Origin of the sequence: Paenibacillus sp. AR247 (assembly GCF_002968895.1) — a bacterium.
Classification (GTDB): Bacteria; Bacillota; Bacilli; order Paenibacillales; family Paenibacillaceae; genus Paenibacillus_AQ; species Paenibacillus_AQ favisporus.
The window spans coordinates 244,123-259,363 of sequence record NZ_PCZT01000012.1 but is presented as its reverse complement, the minus strand read 5'-3'; the positions used below and the strand labels follow the sequence as shown (position 1 = coordinate 259,363).

Here is a 15,241-nt window from a genome sequence, read left to right as displayed (position 1 = left end):
TAGGTCTCATGACCTTTCCCCGCAATCAATACTACATCCTGAGGGCTTGCCATTTCAATAGCCTTTTGTATAGCCGTCCGCCGGTCCACGATCATCTCGTAGCGCTCCTGCGGAACGCTGTCATCCATCAGACCCTGCTCGATGTCCTTCAGAATCAGCTCCGGATCTTCCGTTCTCGGGTTGTCGGATGTGACAAAAATGAAGTCGCTGTACTTGGCCGCGATTTTGCCCATGATCGGACGTTTGGTCCGGTCCCGGTCTCCGCCGCAGCCAAAGACGGTGATGACCCGGCCTTCGGCGAATTCGTTAACCGTCTTCAGCACGTTCTCCAGACCGTCAGGCGTGTGCGCGTAGTCGACGATAACGGCAAAAGGCTGTCCGGTATCCACCGACTCGACGCGTCCGTCCACGCCCGGTACCGATTCCAGGCTGCGCTTGATATTGTCCAGTTCAATGCCTTCCAGCAAGCCGGCGGTAATGGCGGCCAGCGCATTGTAGACGTTGAACTTACCGACCATTCTCAGCTGGATATCGGCGCTGCCCCGGAAGGTGTCCACATGGAAGGAAGTTCCCTGCGCCGTCACCTTGACGCCGGTTGCCCGGACGTCCGCGCTGTTCTCAACACCGTATGTAATGACTTCGGCTGCCGTAATTTTGGCGAAGTAGGAGGATGCTTCATCATCCGCATTCAGCACGGCAAACTTGCGCTGCTCCGGCTGATGGGCGAATTTGTTGCCCAGGCGGGCGAAAAACAAGCCTTTGGCCGCGCGGTATTCCTCCATCGTTTTATGATAATCGAGGTGGTCCTGCGTCAGGTTGGTGAAAATAGCGGTACGGAAGTCGGTGCCCTTCACCCGTCCCTGCTCCAGCGCATGGGAGGAAACCTCCATCACGCAGCACTCCACGCCGTTCGCCGTCATGTCATCCAGGGAACGCTGAAGCTCCAGCGCTTCGGGCGTCGTGCCCGACATCGGGAAGGTCCGTCCGCCGTAGCGCATCTGGATCGTGCCGATCAGACCGGTGTTGACCCCTTGGTCGCTCATCATTTTTTCGATGAGGTAGGTTGTGGTCGTCTTGCCGTTGGTTCCCGTCACGCCAATCATCTTCATGTGGGAGCTCGGCGACCCGAAAAACGCATCGGCCAGAACGGCCATGGCAAACCGGCAGTCCTTGACCACGATCTGCGGGAGGTCGATGTCCAGCTTCCGCTCGACAACGAGCGCCACCGCCCCTTGTTCCGCAGCCTGGCCGGCATAGTCATGACCGTCGACCGTGTGGCCCGGGAGGCAGATAAACAGGTCTCCCGGCGCCACTTTACGCGAATCTACCTGGATGTTCGTAATCGTAATGTCGCCGTCTCCGATAATTTGTGCCGTCGTTAATGCTGATGCCAGTTCATTTAGTTTCATCTCTTGATCCCTCACTCTAGTTCTATTAGTCTCGAATATCGCCGCAATCAATTATGGGTTGAGGCATCATTCCGCTGTGTGCCGGTACCATCCTGAGGCGCTTCCGGATCATCCTGCGCTTCGTCCGCATCGCTATGATCCTTCACGTCAGCGTCCGTTCCCATATAAATCCGGATCGTCGAGCCCCGCTCCACTCGGCTGCCCGGTTTGGGCGCCTGGCTGATGACCGTGTTCCCGGTACCGGACTTAGCCAGCGTAAAATTCATGTTCAGATCCTCATATAAATCTTCAACCGTCGCCCCCACCAGGTCAGGAACGGTGTCGATCGGCGTATCCCCGTATTTATAAGTTTTCGGCAGCTGATCCTTGCGCTCCGGCACCTTCAGCACATGCAGCGAATCCTCGAGAATGTGCTGGACGATCGGCGCCGCCACCACGCCGCCGAATTGAATGCCAGCCGGATTATCCACCGCGGTGTAAACAACGATTTGCGGGTCGTCCGCCGGTGCAAAGCCGATGAATGAAACGATATGCTCCGTAGAGGAGTAGCGGCCGTTGACGACGATCTGGGCGGTACCCGTCTTGCCGCCGACACGGTATCCGTCGATGAAAGCGGGTCTGCCCGTCCCTTTGGCCACTACGCTCTCCAGCGCTTCGCGCACCTGCTTGGACGTATCCTCCGAAATGACTTGTCTGACCAGCGTGGGCTTCGTTTCGCTCACCGTTTCGCCGGTCTCCGGATTAATCCAGGCTTTGGCGACGTAAGGCTTAAACAGCTTGCCCCCGTTGACAGCAGCCGACACGGCGGCCACCTGCTGGATCGGCGTCACGGATACCCCTTGTCCGAAAGCCGTTGTGGCCAGTTCCACCGGGCCCACCCGGGACGGCTTGAACAGGATGCCGTTCTCTTCCCCGTTCAGATCGATGCCCGTTTTGGAGCCGAATCCGAAATTGCGGATATAGCTAAACAGCGAATCTTTGCCCAAACGCTGGCCCAGAACGACAAAGCCCGGGTTACAGGAGTTTTCCACGACCTGCAGGAACGTTTCGCTGCCGTGGCCGCCCCGCTTCCAGCATCTCAGGGTAGCTCCTCCGACCTTGATATATCCCGGATCGAAAAACTGCTCATTCTTGAGGTCCACCTTCTTCTCCTGAAGGGCGGCCGCCAGCGTAATGATCTTGAAGGTCGAACCGGGCTCGTACGTCATCCAGATTGGCAGGTTCCGGTTATACACTTCGGATGGATATTCCTGATAATTCGCCGGCTCAAATCCCGGACGGCTGGCCATCCCCAGAATCTCCCCGGTTTTCGGGTTCATCGCGATCGACCATGCACCGCGGGCCTGATACTGAACCATGGCCTGGTCCAGCTCCCTCTCCATAATCGACTGAATCGATTTGTCGATCGTCAGTTGGAGGTTAAGGCCGTCTCTGGGCTCCTCGTATTTCTCGGAAGATCCCGGCATGAGCCTGCCCCCTGCATCGGACAAATAGGAGACGCTGCCGTTAATCCCCTGCAGCTTGGTGTCATATCTCTGCTCGATCCCGGTCAAGCCCTGGTTGTCGATGCCCGTAAAGCCCAGAATGTGCCCGGCCAGGTCGCCGTAGGGATAAAACCGCTTATTGTCCTCAGCAACGACGATACCCGGCAGCTCTAAATCACGAATTTTCTGAGCAAGCTCCATCGTAATTTTGCGTCCACCGGGTTGCAGTCGTTCAATCCTTGATTTCTTGGTAATAGACTTCATAATTTTGTCTTCGCTCATACCCAGCAGAGGAGCCAGCGTCTTCGCCGTCTTCTCGGGCTCCTTGATCTGAACAGGGATCGCCATGATCGTCGGCGTGCTTATATTATAAGCCAAGGGCGTCCCATTGCGGTCCTGAATCTCGCCCCGCTTGGCCGTTGACGGAATTTCCCGGCGCCAGTTCTCCTCGGCCTTGGCGGATAATTCGCTGCTCTTTCCAAGCTGCACATAGGCTAGCCTCACGATCAGAGCGGCGAACAACAGGCAGAGGATCAGCAAGCTCCACAGCAGCCTCCGCCTCATGGTGACGTTTGAAACCTTCATTTGTTATCCCTCCCCGCTTCCCTACAGCTTCATGACTGTTCATATCATGAATATTCGGGACAACCAGGGGATAGAACAAGCTGTTGCCGCTTATCAGTTATCGCTGGCTTCTTCGCCGGACTTACCGTCGGCCGAATCGCCGGTCGACGTATCCTGCGAACCGGAATCGTCCTTCGTGGAGGATGATGAAGTATCCTGCGATGTCTCTTCATCCTTGACCGGCTTCAGCGTCAGCTGGACGGAACGCTTGCCGTTCTTGTCCGTGACCAGCTGCTCGCTGACGTATCCTTGGCCTTCGACGGTAACCGAGCATTTCAGCAAGGTCAAAATATCCAGCGCATCGCGCAGCGATTCGCCTTTTAGGTCCGGCACCGTCATTTTATCGGTCTCCTCCGTGAGCAGATAGATGCGCTGATGATCGTTACTTCCGCACCGCCGGCCTTTACCACTTTAGCCAGGTATGCCGTCTTGGCCTCCAAATGCAGCGAAATGGTGACCTTCAGCCCCTTAAACGGCTGCTCCGCTTCAAACTGCTTGCGGATTTCGTTTAACACCGGCATATGGGCCTCCACCCAATCGATTTTCAAATGGCCTTCCGGTGCCAGCGCCATATCCTTGACGACGCTGTTTTGCAGTGAAGATGAACTCATCTCATTGCCTCCCTATCCTTTTTTTGATTAACACTCGATAATGCGGTGCTCCGCCGTAAAATGATCCGAGGTGCGGATCAAGTCATGAATCCATTCGAGGCCGTAGCGGTTTAAATAGTAGAAAATATTAAACACCCGTTCCTGCGGTTTGCCCAGCGGAAACAGGGAAACGCCGATCCGGTCCCACTGCCGCAGCTCGGCTTCATGCTTCTTCTCCACAGCTTCGCGTGTTTTGCGTTCCAGATAAGATATTTGCTCCAAAATTTTGCCCTTGTTTTTCTCGCTGAGCGGGATTAAACCGGTCTGAATTGTGCCCAGCTCGCGGATCAGCGGTTCGTACAGCTGTTCAAAAGCCCGGCGCGTCTCAGCGAATTTCGGTTCGATATGGAATTCCTCCTGGCTCGAAAGCCACTGCTGGCGGGCTTCTGCAAACCGGTGCTGAACATCCTGGAAGGTCACGCCGAACTTATCCATGTATTTCTGCAAGGCACCTTCGATCAAGGTAAAGGACATCCGCGGCAGCAGGATCGGCATCCGGAGCCCAAGGATTTCGAAAGCCTGCTTCGTAATGGCCCAATAGGAAATTTCCCCTTGCCCAAGCACGGTACAGAGTACCGGGAACAGAGATTCCTGCATCATCGGGCGCGTCAGCACATTGTTGCTGAACCGCTCCGGATGAGTGCGAAGCTGCTCCAGCAGCTCACTCTGGCTTAAGCTGACGATCCCTTTGCGATCGGTGAACTTGCCATCCTGTTTATACAGCAGCAGACGGTTTCCTTCATATATATAGAACAAATTGGCCCCGCCGGCCGCAACTTCCGCCTGAAGCGAGTAGCCTTTGCCGGTAATACACGCCGCCGCCTGCTGATAAGCCTGCTCCAGCCCGTCGTTGCGCTCGATCATTTTTTCAAACACCGGAACTTCCAGCTTGCGCAGCTCAGGATCCGCCGAATCGAGCAAAATCAAGCCGTACTCGCCAAACAACCGGCCCAGCAGCTTGGCGAAAGCGTCGCTGAGATTATCCGACTGCTCCGACGCCTCATGGATCCATTTCAAAATCTCCGGCTTGTTTTCACTGTCCGGAAGCCATCTGCCCAGCTGGTCGAAGGACTGCTTCCATTCGTTTGGACCGATCGGAATCGCACTCACCGACGAGCGGGGTCCCGGCTTCGCTTCCATCTTGATTTTGGCGACCTTCAGCTCCGGTGTCATGACGTACGTATGGTTTACTTCATCGAAGTCATGGTCCTCACCCGCGATCCAGAAGACGGGCACCACCGGCCGGTTGAATTTCTTGGCCGCTTCTTGCGCCGACTGGATAATGGTCATGGCTTTATAGATCACCAGCAGCGAACCGGTAAACAATCCGCTCTGCTGTCCCCCCACCACGGCCAGCGTTCCTTCCTTCGCCAGCAAATCCAGTGCATTATGTACCGCCTGATGGTCATTGTGCCGGCTGTTATACCGCCGTAAAACTTCTGCCAATTCGCCCCGGTTAACCCGGCCGGACTCCGATTGGTCAAGCCATTCCACACGTTTCAGCCAGCTTGCTTCATCGCGAAAATCTTCACCGTATAAAGGCTGTACTTCGCTAAAACGGTTTATATAATCATCTGCAAGAGCCGAACCGCTCTTGAGTGAGTCGGAAACCACATTCATGGGTATGCCTCCTATTCTGTGCCCAATCACTTCCGTGCTTACTTTATACTACCGCAATCTTTCTTGATTGTAACCAATGTTGTTGTATCCGTCAAAGCAAACAAAAAACCGCCGGGATCACCCGGCGGTAAAGCTGTCATAGCTTAGGCATATGGAGCAGCAACCCAATGGCCTTTGGAAACTTCCACAAGTCTAGTGTCTTCCTGATCCGCTGCATCTCCGCCTTTGGCGGAGTGAATCGGACCCGACTTTTCGTCGTTCATCAAGATCCGCTTCTTGTTCTCCTCCACTTCGGGATCCGGGATCGGAATCGCCGAGAGGAGCGTTTTTGTATACGGGTGAATCGGATTGGCATACAGTTCCTCACTGTCGGCCAGCTCTACCATTTTGCCCAGGTACATCACCGCAACGCGGTCACTGATATGCTTAACCATCGACAGGTCATGGGCAATGAACAGATAGGTCAGCCCAAGCCGGTCCTGCAAATCCTTCAGCAGGTTGACGACCTGTGCCTGAATGGACACGTCCAGCGCCGAGATCGGCTCGTCGCAAATAATGAACTTCGGATTGACGGCAAGCGCACGGGCAATCCCGATCCGCTGCCGCTGACCGCCGGAGAACTCATGTGGATAACGGGTAGCATGGTCCGGATTCAGACCGACCATATCCAGCAATTCCTCCACGCGCTTCTTCCGCTCTTTGCGGGTGCCGGCCAGGTTGTGGATATCCAGCGCTTCGCCGATAATGTCCGACACGGTAAACCGCGGGTTCAAGGAAGCGTATGGATCCTGGAAAATCATCTGCATGTCGCGGCGCATCGCTTTCATCTTGGAAGGCGACAGCTTGTAAATATCCGTGCCGTTAAACTTGACGCTGCCAGCAGTCGGCTCGTACAGGCGGAGAATCGTACGGCCCGCGGTCGACTTGCCGCAGCCCGATTCGCCCACCATGCCGAGCGTTTCGCCTTCGCGGATGAAAAAGTTAATGTTGTCCACGGCTTTGACGATCTTGCCGCCGCCGACGTTAAAGTATTTCTTGAGGCCTTCGACTTCGATCAAATGGTTCTCTTTCATGACGATTGAACCTCCTTGGCCATCGGATGAAGATTCCAGCAGCGCGCCATTTGGGTGTCGCTGAATACCGTCGCTCCCGGATTGATCCGTTCGCATACTTTCATCGCTTCATCGCAGCGGGCGCAGAACGCGCAGCCGACCGGCGGTTTGATCAGATCCGGCGGCGTACCGATAATCGGAATGAGCGGTTCGCCCTTCTTCTGGTCAAGACGCGGCATCGAACGCAGCAGGCCTTTTGTACGGGTGCTGCGGGTTTTGAAAATCTCCCACTTCGTCCCCGTCTCTACCACTTCACCGGCGTACATGACGATAACGCGGTCACACATGCCGGCAACGACGCCGAGGTCATGCGTAATCAGGATAATGGAAGTTCCGAGCTTCTGCTGCATTTCCTTCATGACGTCCATGATTTGCGCCTGGATCGTCACGTCCAGCGCTGTCGTCGGTTCGTCGGCGATCAGGAGCGCCGGGCGGCACGCCAAGGCGATTGCAATCATGACGCGCTGGCGCATCCCGCCGGAGAATTCGTGCGGGTACTGGTTGAAGCGTTCTTCCGGGTTCTTGATGCCGACAAGTCTCAGCATTTCCAGACCGCGCTCTTTCGCTTCCGCGGAAGACAGCTTTTGGTGCTTGATCAGAACCTCGGTAATTTGCTTGCCGACCTTAATCGTCGGATTCAGGGAAGTCATCGGATCCTGGAAAATCATGCCGATGTCTTTCCCGCGGATCGCTTCCATTTCCTTATTGGTTTTCTTCAGGATATCTTCGCCCTGGAAAATAATCTGACCGCTCTTGATGTCAGAAGGAGGAGACGGGATCAAGCGCATGATCGTCTGCGCGGTCACACTCTTACCACTGCCGGACTCACCGACGATCGCCACCGTTTCTCCTCTGCCTATTTCAAAATTCATGCCGCGGACGGCTTTGACTTCGCCGCCTTTGACGTGAAAGGATACATGCAGGTCTTTTACTTGTAAAATCGGCTCCATGATCTCACCTCCTGTTATTTCAATTTCGGATCGAGCGCATCGCGGAGGCCATCACCGAAAATGTTAAATGCGAGCATTGTCAAACTGATCAGAATGGCCGGGAACAGCATCCGCCAAGGATAGTACATCCAGCCGGTCAATGCGTCGTTGACCATCGAACCGAGCGAAGCGATCGGTGCCCGGACACCCAGACCGAGGAAGCTAAGGAAGGCTTCCGAGAAAATCGCGTTCGGTACCGACAGCGTCAAGGTGACGATGATCGGACCAACCGCATTCGGCAGCAGGTGGCGGAACAACAGCCGGCCGGAGCCTGCTCCCATGGAACGGGAAGCCAGAACGTATTCCCTGTTCTTCAGCTGCATAATTTCACCGCGGACGATCCACGACATGTTAATCCAGCCGGTAATCGTCAGCGCCAGGATAATCGTTCCGATACTCGGCTCAAAGACGACGAGCAGCAGAATCGTAACCAGCATATAAGGAATGGAATACAAAATTTCGGAAAACTTGTTCATGATGGCGTCGACGCGTCCACCAAAATACCCCATGATGCCGCCGTAAATGACACCGATCAAGAGGTCAATGAGTGCCGCAGCCAGGCCGACGACCAAGGAAATACGGGCGCCCATCCACGTCCGGACGAACATATCGCGGCCCAAGTCGTCGGTGCCGAACCAGTGCTCCTTGGAAGGAGGCTGATTCGTGGCCAGCAAATCGTTGGTTGCCGAGTCGAATTTCGAAATAATCGGCCCGATAATCGCAGCCAGAATGATCAAGATGAGAACGACCAAGCTTGCCATGGCGAGTTTATTTTTACGAAGACGCTGCCACGCGTCTCTCCACGCCGAAATACTTTCCCGCTGAATAATTTCAGCCTCTTTCTCATCGGTACCGATTTTCCGGAAGTCTTCGGGCGTCAGCTCTACGTTGTTATTCATCAAGGTTGGATCCTGTACAGCCATCGTTAGCCCTCCTTCCCGCCGGTTAATTTAATGCGCGGATCAACCAGCACGTATACGATATCGGTGATGAAACGGGCCAGCATCAGCAGTACGCCGTAGAAAATCGTCACACCCATAATCATCGTGTAATCCCGGTTGGTAATACATTCGACGAACACTTTACCGATCCCGCCGATGCCGAAGATCTGCTCGATAACGACGGAACCCGTAATGACGTTGGCGGTCATCGGTCCGATATAAGTGACCACCGGCAAAATGCCGTTACGGATCACGTGCTTGAACATAATGGTCATCCAGTTGAGGCCTTTGGCCTTGGCTGTCTTGATGTAATCCGCATGCAGCACTTCGAGCATGCTCGAGCGCGTCAAGCGGGCGATAAAGGCAATCGGCTGCGCCGACAACGCGGCGACCGGCAGAACGTAGTCAAGCGGGCCGTCAAAGCCCATGACGTTGAACCAGCCCAGCTTCTGCGCAAACAGATACTGGATCAGCGATGCCAGCACGAAGCTCGGAACGGCGATGCCCAGCACCGCCAGCACCATGGCGATATTATCTATAAGCTTTCGGTGGTACAGCGCGGCGAGCATGCCGAGGAGCACACCGACAATTACGGAAATAACGATGGCGAAGATACCCAGTTTCAGGGATGCAGAGAAGGTCTGCAGAATAATGCCCCCTACCTCCTGGTTCTGATGCTTCATGGAAATCCCCAGGTCACCTGTTGCAATATCCCCCAAGTATTTGAAGTATTGCTGATATACCGGCTTGTCCAATCCATACTGTTCCATCAGCCGGGCTTGGATTTCAGGCGGTACATTTTTCTCGGACATAAAAGGGTTACCAGGAATGGCCTTCATCAGAAAAAATGTAGCCGATATCAAAATAAAGAGCGATACCAGCATATAGAAAAACTTGCTCAGTACGTAACGTACCATGTCCGATTTACCCTCCCCGCTAAACTTCATATAACATGGCACCAACCATCGCGGGCCATATTTTAATTTTAAAGAATGCCGAATCTATTTGTCCATGCTATATATTTCAAATTGAAGAAATCCTTGGTAAAGATATATACTAAGCAAAAAAAACGGGATATATATGGATGCTCCACATATATATCCCGAACAGTATTTATCAAGCTAAAGCTGCTTTTGTTAGACCATTCGAAATTTATTCGAAATAAGCTCTTGTAAAGTCTACTTGTCCGGCATAGTCAATGACAACGCCTTTAAGATTCGGTTTGATCAAGGCAACGTTTGTATAGTAGTAAATCGGCAGCACGACCTGCTGATCTTTAATGATCATCGTTTCAGCCTTTTTAAAGTCTTCCATACGTTTTGCTGTGTCAGGTGTAGAGAATGCGTCTTTGATCAAAGCATCATATTCTTTGTTTTTGAAGCCGGAATCGTTGTTGCCGCTGTTCGAAGTCCAAAGATCGAAGAAAGTCATCGGATCGTTGTAATCCGGGCTCCAGCCGGCACGTGCGATTTGGTAGTTCAGGTTTTGACGGTTCTTGAGGAACACGCCCCACTCTTGGTTTTCGGTTTTCACTTCAACGCCAAGATTTTTCTTCCACATGTCTGCAATGGCAAGCGCAATTTTCTTATGCTTGTCATCGGAGTTGTAGATCAAAGTGATCGGAGGAAGCGTCGTGTATCCTTCTTCCTGCATGCCTTCTGCAAGCAGCTTCTTGGCTTCATCCATGTTTTCGGTGAAGAAATCGTCCTTGAACTCGGTACGGTATTCGCCCTTGTCACCGGAAATGCCTGGCGGCACGAATCCGAACGCAGGGGTTTCTTCACTCATCGTGACTTTATCGACGATATCCTGACGGCTGATCGCCATCGAGAACGCCTTACGGATTTTTACGTTGTCAAACGGTTTCGCTGTTGTGTTGAACACGTAGTAGTAAATGCTGCCGATCGGTTTCAAATCGAGCTCGTCCTTCAGCTCGTTCTTCACTGCAGGCATTTGGTCCGTAGGAATCGTTCCGTTCGGGTTACCTGCGTAGTCAAGCTGGCCAGCCTTATAGCTGGACAGTTCCGTTGCGCTGCTGTTGGACAGCGACATCGTAACTTTGGTCAGCTTGATGTTTTGGTTATCCCAGTAGTTTGCGTTTTTGGTCACTTCGATCTTCTGACCGGTTGTCCAAGTTGTGAGCGTGAACGGTCCGTTCGTTACCATCAGCTTCGGATCGGTTGCCCATTTGTCGTTGTCTTTGACCGATTGATGCACCGGATAGAATGTGTAGAACGAAGTCAGACCCAGGAAATAAGGAGTCGGATTGTTCAGGGTTACTTCCAGTGTGTTGTCATCTGTCGCTTTTACGCCAACTTGGTTAAAGTCGGTAATTTTTTTGCTGTTGTAGTCTTCTGCGCCTTTAATGTAATAAAGTTGATATGCATAAGGCGGTGCTGGGCTTGTAGCCGGATTCAAAACCCGCTCCCAAGCGAAGACGAAGTCTTTTGCCGTTACAGGGTCGCCGTTGCTCCATTTCGCGTCTTTACGCAGATGGAACACGTACTTCAGACCGTCGGAGGAAACATCCCACTTCTCGGCCACACCCGGAATCGGGTTGTTATCCTTGTCAATACGCACAAGGCCTTCGTACATCATTTTCAGTACGGTGTTAGCTTGGGTGTCCTGGGCTTGCGCCGGGTCAAACGTTGGCGGCTCAGCGCTCAGGTTAATGTGAAGTACTTGTTCTTTAGCAGCCGACGAACTTCCTTTGTCGCCGCCGCTAGCCGTGCTGCCGCCATTGTCATTCTTGGAACCGCACCCAGCAAGTACAGTGCCAACAACGAGGATCAGCGTCAGAACCATGAGCAGGCTTTTCCTTTTCATTAACTGTTCCCCCTAAAGGTAAATTAATTATGTGTATGGTTAGAAATTATACAACCAGTGGTCAAAAAAATCTACACAGAAAAACATGAAAATTTTACTTTCTTGTGACAAACGGCCAATAACAAGGATTTCCCCAGTCTTTTTGTTGATTAAAATTGTAAAAAATTAGGCCCCAGTCTGTATTATGTATTTAAAAATACCGATTAATGTAAATATGATGTAGCTTGCACTCATGAGCATAAAGGACATTCTCCATACGACTTTGGCGATTTTCCTGGCATCGATTCTGCCTTTGAGCCGGTTCTGCGCCCCGCCGATCAACCCCACCGCGATGAGCATAAACAAGAGAATCAAATAAAAGCCGAACCTGGTATGGAACGTATTGTTGAACAGCGCCGCAACGGAAAAGATCAAAAACAATGTAGTGACGTCCATGGCCAGCAGCAGCGCGCGGTTTCTGCTGTTTTTCCGCCAGTAATATCCTCCTAAATACACGAGCAAAAACGGGAAAAACGGAAGGATGCTCAAAAAAATAAATGAATTTCTCAAGAAATCCAAGATTCCTCAATCCTCCTCTGCGATTATTCCTTCGATGAGCCGGGTCACCAGCTCGTTGACAGGAGCCTGAACCCCCGCCTTCAGTGCCATGTCCGCGATGCTTCCATTAATCCAGCCGATTTCCGTCGGCGAACCGGCAAGCACATCCTTCAGCATGGACGAGGTGTTCCCGGAAGTCGCTCTGCACACATTCAATATTTGATCCCACATGTCTTCTTCATACCGAATTCCGCATGCGTCGTAAACGGCTAGCGTCTCTTCATACAATTCCTTCATCAGCTTCATCCTCGCCGGACTTCGGAGCAGCTCTCCGTTTGGAATCCTCCAGAGTGCGGTCAGCGGATTGATCACCGCATTGATCAGCAATTTACGAAACATCATGTTATCGATGTCATTCGACAATACCGGGTAAAATCCTGCTTGTTTTAGGGCCTGAACAAGATTTAACCACCGGCCGCCAATCTCCCTGGAGACATGCCCTATACCGCTCTCGCCGATCACCGTATCCCCTGATCCCGCATGAAACACTTCTGTATACGATGTTCTCTTTGCACCTTCAGTCGTCACCGCAGCCAGCACAGTCCATCCGGGCAATATCGCCTTCAGCCTGTCCATATGCCCGTAGCCGTTTTGAAAACAAACGACGACCGGCCGGCTGGATCCTTGCGGAAGCCTGACTTGTGATAAATAGCGGCATACCGCCTCCGTATCCTTTTGTTTGGTCATCACAAGCACATAATCTCCCGGCTTCGTCTCCCAAGCTTGTCCGAGCTGTTCGACCGTACCGGTTTGAAAATGCGCGGGTTCCACCTTTAATCCGCTCTCACCGTCTTTGGCAATATGGATGCCGGAATGGCGGAGCTCCTCCGCCTGCCCGGCGCTGCGGCTCCAGATCCGCACCCGGCTGCCGGACCCGGCCAATTTTCCCCCAAACAGCAGTCCGAGCGATCCCGCGCCCACAATATCGATCAGCATTAGCCTGCCCTCCGTGTCCAATGGTTACTTTCCGTGTCCCTATTATAGCGCATCCGGGATCACATAAGGCTTACACGCACGAAAAAACCCGTTCGGTCTGCGCAAACTTCACGCATCCGCACGGGATCTGTATTGCATCGTTGTATGACTTTTACTCAATCCGCTCCAGATTGCCATTGGCATCCATCTTGAACCGCGACTTCAGCTCCTCGTCCTCTTCGTTCAAAAAGGCAAGCCTCCGTGCCCGGTCCATAATTTGAATAAGCGCTTTGTAGTCGTCATTAACGACCCTGTAATCGGTTTGGACTTCACTGACTTCCCTGGAGAGCCGCTCGTTGACCCTTCTCAAATTGTTCAGCTCTTCTTCCTTTTCACGGAGCTCCTTCTCCAGCATTTTCAGCTGGCGTCCGTTTTCCTGGAGGCTCCCTTTCCACTGCTTCAAAAAGCGGATGACCGCATCGATGGAGAGTGTCTCTTCACTGGCTCCCTCCATTTTGTAATAACCCGCCTCAGCTTCGGACAGACCTAAACCGGCCACCTGAATCCCCGAATTTGTCGGCTGCTTCTTATAGTAGCTCCGTTTCTGGCGCTGCGTCTTGGCCAGGCTGATTGCTTCCTCATACTTTTTACGGACACAGCTGTTCCATCGGAATCCGCAGGCTGCCGCCGTCCTTCCGATTTTTTCGCCTACTTCCTCAAAAGCGGCCAGCTGAGTGCTTCCTTCCCGGATATGCCTTAAGGTTACTTCCGCCAAAATAAGGTCATCCTCGCTGCTCCATGCATCTTGTCTAACTGCTGTCATGCAACAAAACCCTCCTAACAACATCCTAAAATAACCCGTCTCCATAACCGGATTGTTCACCGGGTACTGAATAAGGTATAACAGCTGCTTATTTTCATTTCTATGCTTCTCATAGAGTTCATAGAATCTATTTGATACTAAATTGTATTGCCAATTTGCAAAGCGCTCATACCCTCATATTGGAAATTTGCCGATGCATGGCGATGTATACTTTGTCTTCATGGGACCACAATAATAAAAACAACTTTTTCGTTTACACAATTTTGGGTTAACGATATAATGATACGTAGCTTAGCTATGACCGTACATAAGGAGAGGGGGATATAACGTGGCACGCATGTTTCGAGTACTCGGATTCTTTACGCTCGCAATCGGGCTTATGGCATATGCCGGCAACATGGTCGAGATGGCTCTGTTGTTCTTCGTACAGACCGCATTTTTCGTCATCTTGGGGTATCTGAAATTTACGGAGAGAACTTACATTCTTCTCTTCTGGGGCTATATGATCGTGACGTTTACCGGTTTCAGCTATTGGACAGTATTCAAAATGGGCTTACCGCTTTAATCCGATCATTAGAGAACCCAAAGGAAAGCGATCCGACATCCAATGCCGGGTCGCTTTTTTCGCTTATGCCGACTTTTATCGGGGGGACCTGCATAAATCTGAATCTGCATGCTGGGGTTATTTGGATTGCCAAATCTGACAGGCTCCAAGAGAGATGATATTTTTTACCGTTGAATCATATATTTACAATGGACAACCATGGGGGAGGGATCAAATCCATTGAAGCCTTACAATCGACGCCTGCGAATCCTCTGCCTGCTTCTCCCGATGCTCTGCCTGTCGCTGCTCCGCCCCGTACCTGAGCTTCGGGCCGACCCGTCCGCAGGCGCCAGCACAAACGACCGAGAAATATTACAGAACAGCCTGTCTGTTGTGGAAATCGACCGGGAGATTGAGCGGATCTCCGCGCAGCAGGAGACCATCCAGCAGGAGCTGAACAAGCTGTCCGGGCAGCTGGAAGACAAGCTGCTTCAGATCCAGGATCAGCAGAGCCGCGCAGGAGCCGTCATTCGTTCTTATTACATGGGGGAAAGGGAAGGCCTGCTCGTTGCCATGCTGTCCGCCAAAGATTTGGGCAGTCTCATTCATATGTTTGATGTCTACGATATGATCATGGAGCATGACCGCTCGGTTCTTGACGCGTATCAATCGGAGTACAAGGAGATTAAAAACACGAAGCTGGCCAT

Annotated in this window: 14 protein-coding genes and 1 pseudogene; 2 read left to right on the top strand and 13 right to left on the bottom strand. The window is 52.4% G+C overall.

Annotation, left to right across the window (positions count from 1 at the left end; translation table 11 throughout):
* The 13 genes and pseudogenes from CPT76_RS22545 to CPT76_RS22485 all read right to left on the bottom strand — a co-directional run.
* Positions 1-1,409: UDP-N-acetylmuramoyl-L-alanyl-D-glutamate--2,6-diaminopimelate ligase (locus CPT76_RS22545; protein ID WP_105444529.1), on the bottom strand; the 1,409-nt coding region annotated here is incomplete at its 3' end.
* Between the two features lie 47 nt (positions 1,410-1,456).
* Positions 1,457-3,478, bottom strand: a complete 2,022-nt coding sequence (locus CPT76_RS22540; protein WP_105444528.1) for a stage V sporulation protein D — start codon at positions 3,476-3,478, stop codon at positions 1,457-1,459.
* Positions 3,479-3,571: 93 nt separating this feature from the next.
* The gene (locus CPT76_RS22535) at positions 3,572-3,856 is read right to left on the bottom strand and encodes a PASTA domain-containing protein (RefSeq protein ID WP_105444527.1); all 285 of its coding nucleotides are present in this window, start codon (positions 3,854-3,856) and stop codon (positions 3,572-3,574) included.
* 26 nt (positions 3,857-3,882) lie between these two features.
* Positions 3,883-4,128, bottom strand: a pseudogene (locus CPT76_RS22530) (adenosylhomocysteinase); the annotation flags it as partial.
* 27 nt (positions 4,129-4,155) lie between these two features.
* The gene (gene bshC / locus CPT76_RS22525; protein WP_105444526.1) at positions 4,156-5,787 is read right to left on the bottom strand and encodes a bacillithiol biosynthesis cysteine-adding enzyme BshC; all 1,632 of its coding nucleotides are present in this window, start codon (positions 5,785-5,787) and stop codon (positions 4,156-4,158) included.
* Positions 5,788-5,930: 143 nt separating this feature from the next.
* Positions 5,931-6,860 (bottom strand): ABC transporter ATP-binding protein, encoded by a 930-nt coding sequence (locus CPT76_RS22520; protein WP_105444525.1) that lies wholly within the window; start codon positions 6,858-6,860, stop codon positions 5,931-5,933.
* Positions 6,857-7,849 (bottom strand): ABC transporter ATP-binding protein, encoded by a 993-nt coding sequence (locus CPT76_RS22515; protein WP_105444524.1) that lies wholly within the window; start codon positions 7,847-7,849, stop codon positions 6,857-6,859. The genes CPT76_RS22520 and CPT76_RS22515 overlap by 4 nt, the downstream gene beginning before the upstream one ends.
* 14 nt (positions 7,850-7,863) lie before the next feature.
* On the bottom strand, positions 7,864-8,811 hold the full coding sequence (locus tag CPT76_RS22510) for an ABC transporter permease (protein ID WP_089548194.1): 948 nt from the start codon (positions 8,809-8,811) through the stop codon (positions 7,864-7,866).
* 2 nt (positions 8,812-8,813) lie between these two features.
* On the bottom strand, positions 8,814-9,746 hold the full coding sequence (locus CPT76_RS22505; RefSeq protein ID WP_076169838.1) for an ABC transporter permease: 933 nt from the start codon (positions 9,744-9,746) through the stop codon (positions 8,814-8,816).
* A 235-nt stretch (positions 9,747-9,981) separates the two neighbouring features.
* Positions 9,982-11,655, bottom strand: coding sequence for a peptide ABC transporter substrate-binding protein (locus CPT76_RS22500; RefSeq protein ID WP_105444523.1), 1,674 nt, complete (start codon positions 11,653-11,655; stop codon positions 9,982-9,984).
* A 165-nt stretch (positions 11,656-11,820) separates the two neighbouring features.
* Positions 11,821-12,213 (bottom strand): DUF3397 domain-containing protein, encoded by a 393-nt coding sequence (locus tag CPT76_RS22495; protein WP_076169836.1) that lies wholly within the window; start codon positions 12,211-12,213, stop codon positions 11,821-11,823.
* Positions 12,214-12,219: 6 nt separating this feature from the next.
* Complete coding sequence (locus CPT76_RS22490; protein ID WP_105444522.1) at positions 12,220-13,188, bottom strand: ketopantoate reductase family protein; 969 nt, start codon at positions 13,186-13,188, stop codon at positions 12,220-12,222.
* Positions 13,189-13,339: 151 nt separating this feature from the next.
* Complete coding sequence (locus CPT76_RS22485; protein WP_105444521.1) at positions 13,340-13,990, bottom strand: RsfA family transcriptional regulator; 651 nt, start codon at positions 13,988-13,990, stop codon at positions 13,340-13,342.
* A gap of 328 nt (positions 13,991-14,318) precedes the next feature.
* On the opposite strand from CPT76_RS22485, the gene CPT76_RS22480 reads away from it, so the two are divergent.
* Both CPT76_RS22480 and CPT76_RS37695 read left to right on the top strand, forming a co-directional pair.
* On the top strand, positions 14,319-14,555 hold the full coding sequence (locus tag CPT76_RS22480; RefSeq protein WP_076169833.1) for a DUF2626 domain-containing protein: 237 nt from the start codon (positions 14,319-14,321) through the stop codon (positions 14,553-14,555).
* A gap of 219 nt (positions 14,556-14,774) precedes the next feature.
* The coding region (locus tag CPT76_RS37695) for a coiled-coil domain-containing protein (protein ID WP_374954713.1) at positions 14,775-15,241 on the top strand (467 nt) is incomplete at its 3' end.

Bases quoted from the DNA above. Each gene is read 5' to 3' on its own strand.
- CPT76_RS22540 (WP_105444528.1), bottom strand. From the start codon at position 3,478: ATGAAGGTTTCAAACGTCACCATGAGGCGGAGGCTGCTGTGGAGCTTG.
- CPT76_RS22535 (WP_105444527.1), bottom strand. From the start codon at position 3,856: ATGACGGTGCCGGACCTAAAAGGCGAATCGCTGCGCGATGCGCTGGAT.
- bshC (WP_105444526.1), bottom strand. From the start codon at position 5,787: ATGAATGTGGTTTCCGACTCACTCAAGAGCGGTTCGGCTCTTGCAGAT.
- CPT76_RS22520 (WP_105444525.1), bottom strand. From the start codon at position 6,860: ATGAAAGAGAACCATTTGATCGAAGTCGAAGGCCTCAAGAAATACTTT.
- CPT76_RS22515 (WP_105444524.1), bottom strand. From the start codon at position 7,849: ATGGAGCCGATTTTACAAGTAAAAGACCTGCATGTATCCTTTCACGTC.
- CPT76_RS22510 (WP_089548194.1), bottom strand. From the start codon at position 8,811: ATGGCTGTACAGGATCCAACCTTGATGAATAACAACGTAGAGCTGACG.
- CPT76_RS22505 (WP_076169838.1), bottom strand. From the start codon at position 9,746: ATGGTACGTTACGTACTGAGCAAGTTTTTCTATATGCTGGTATCGCTC.
- CPT76_RS22500 (WP_105444523.1), bottom strand. From the start codon at position 11,655: ATGAAAAGGAAAAGCCTGCTCATGGTTCTGACGCTGATCCTCGTTGTT.
- CPT76_RS22490 (WP_105444522.1), bottom strand. From the start codon at position 13,188: ATGCTGATCGATATTGTGGGCGCGGGATCGCTCGGACTGCTGTTTGGG.
- CPT76_RS22485 (WP_105444521.1), bottom strand. From the start codon at position 13,990: ATGACAGCAGTTAGACAAGATGCATGGAGCAGCGAGGATGACCTTATT.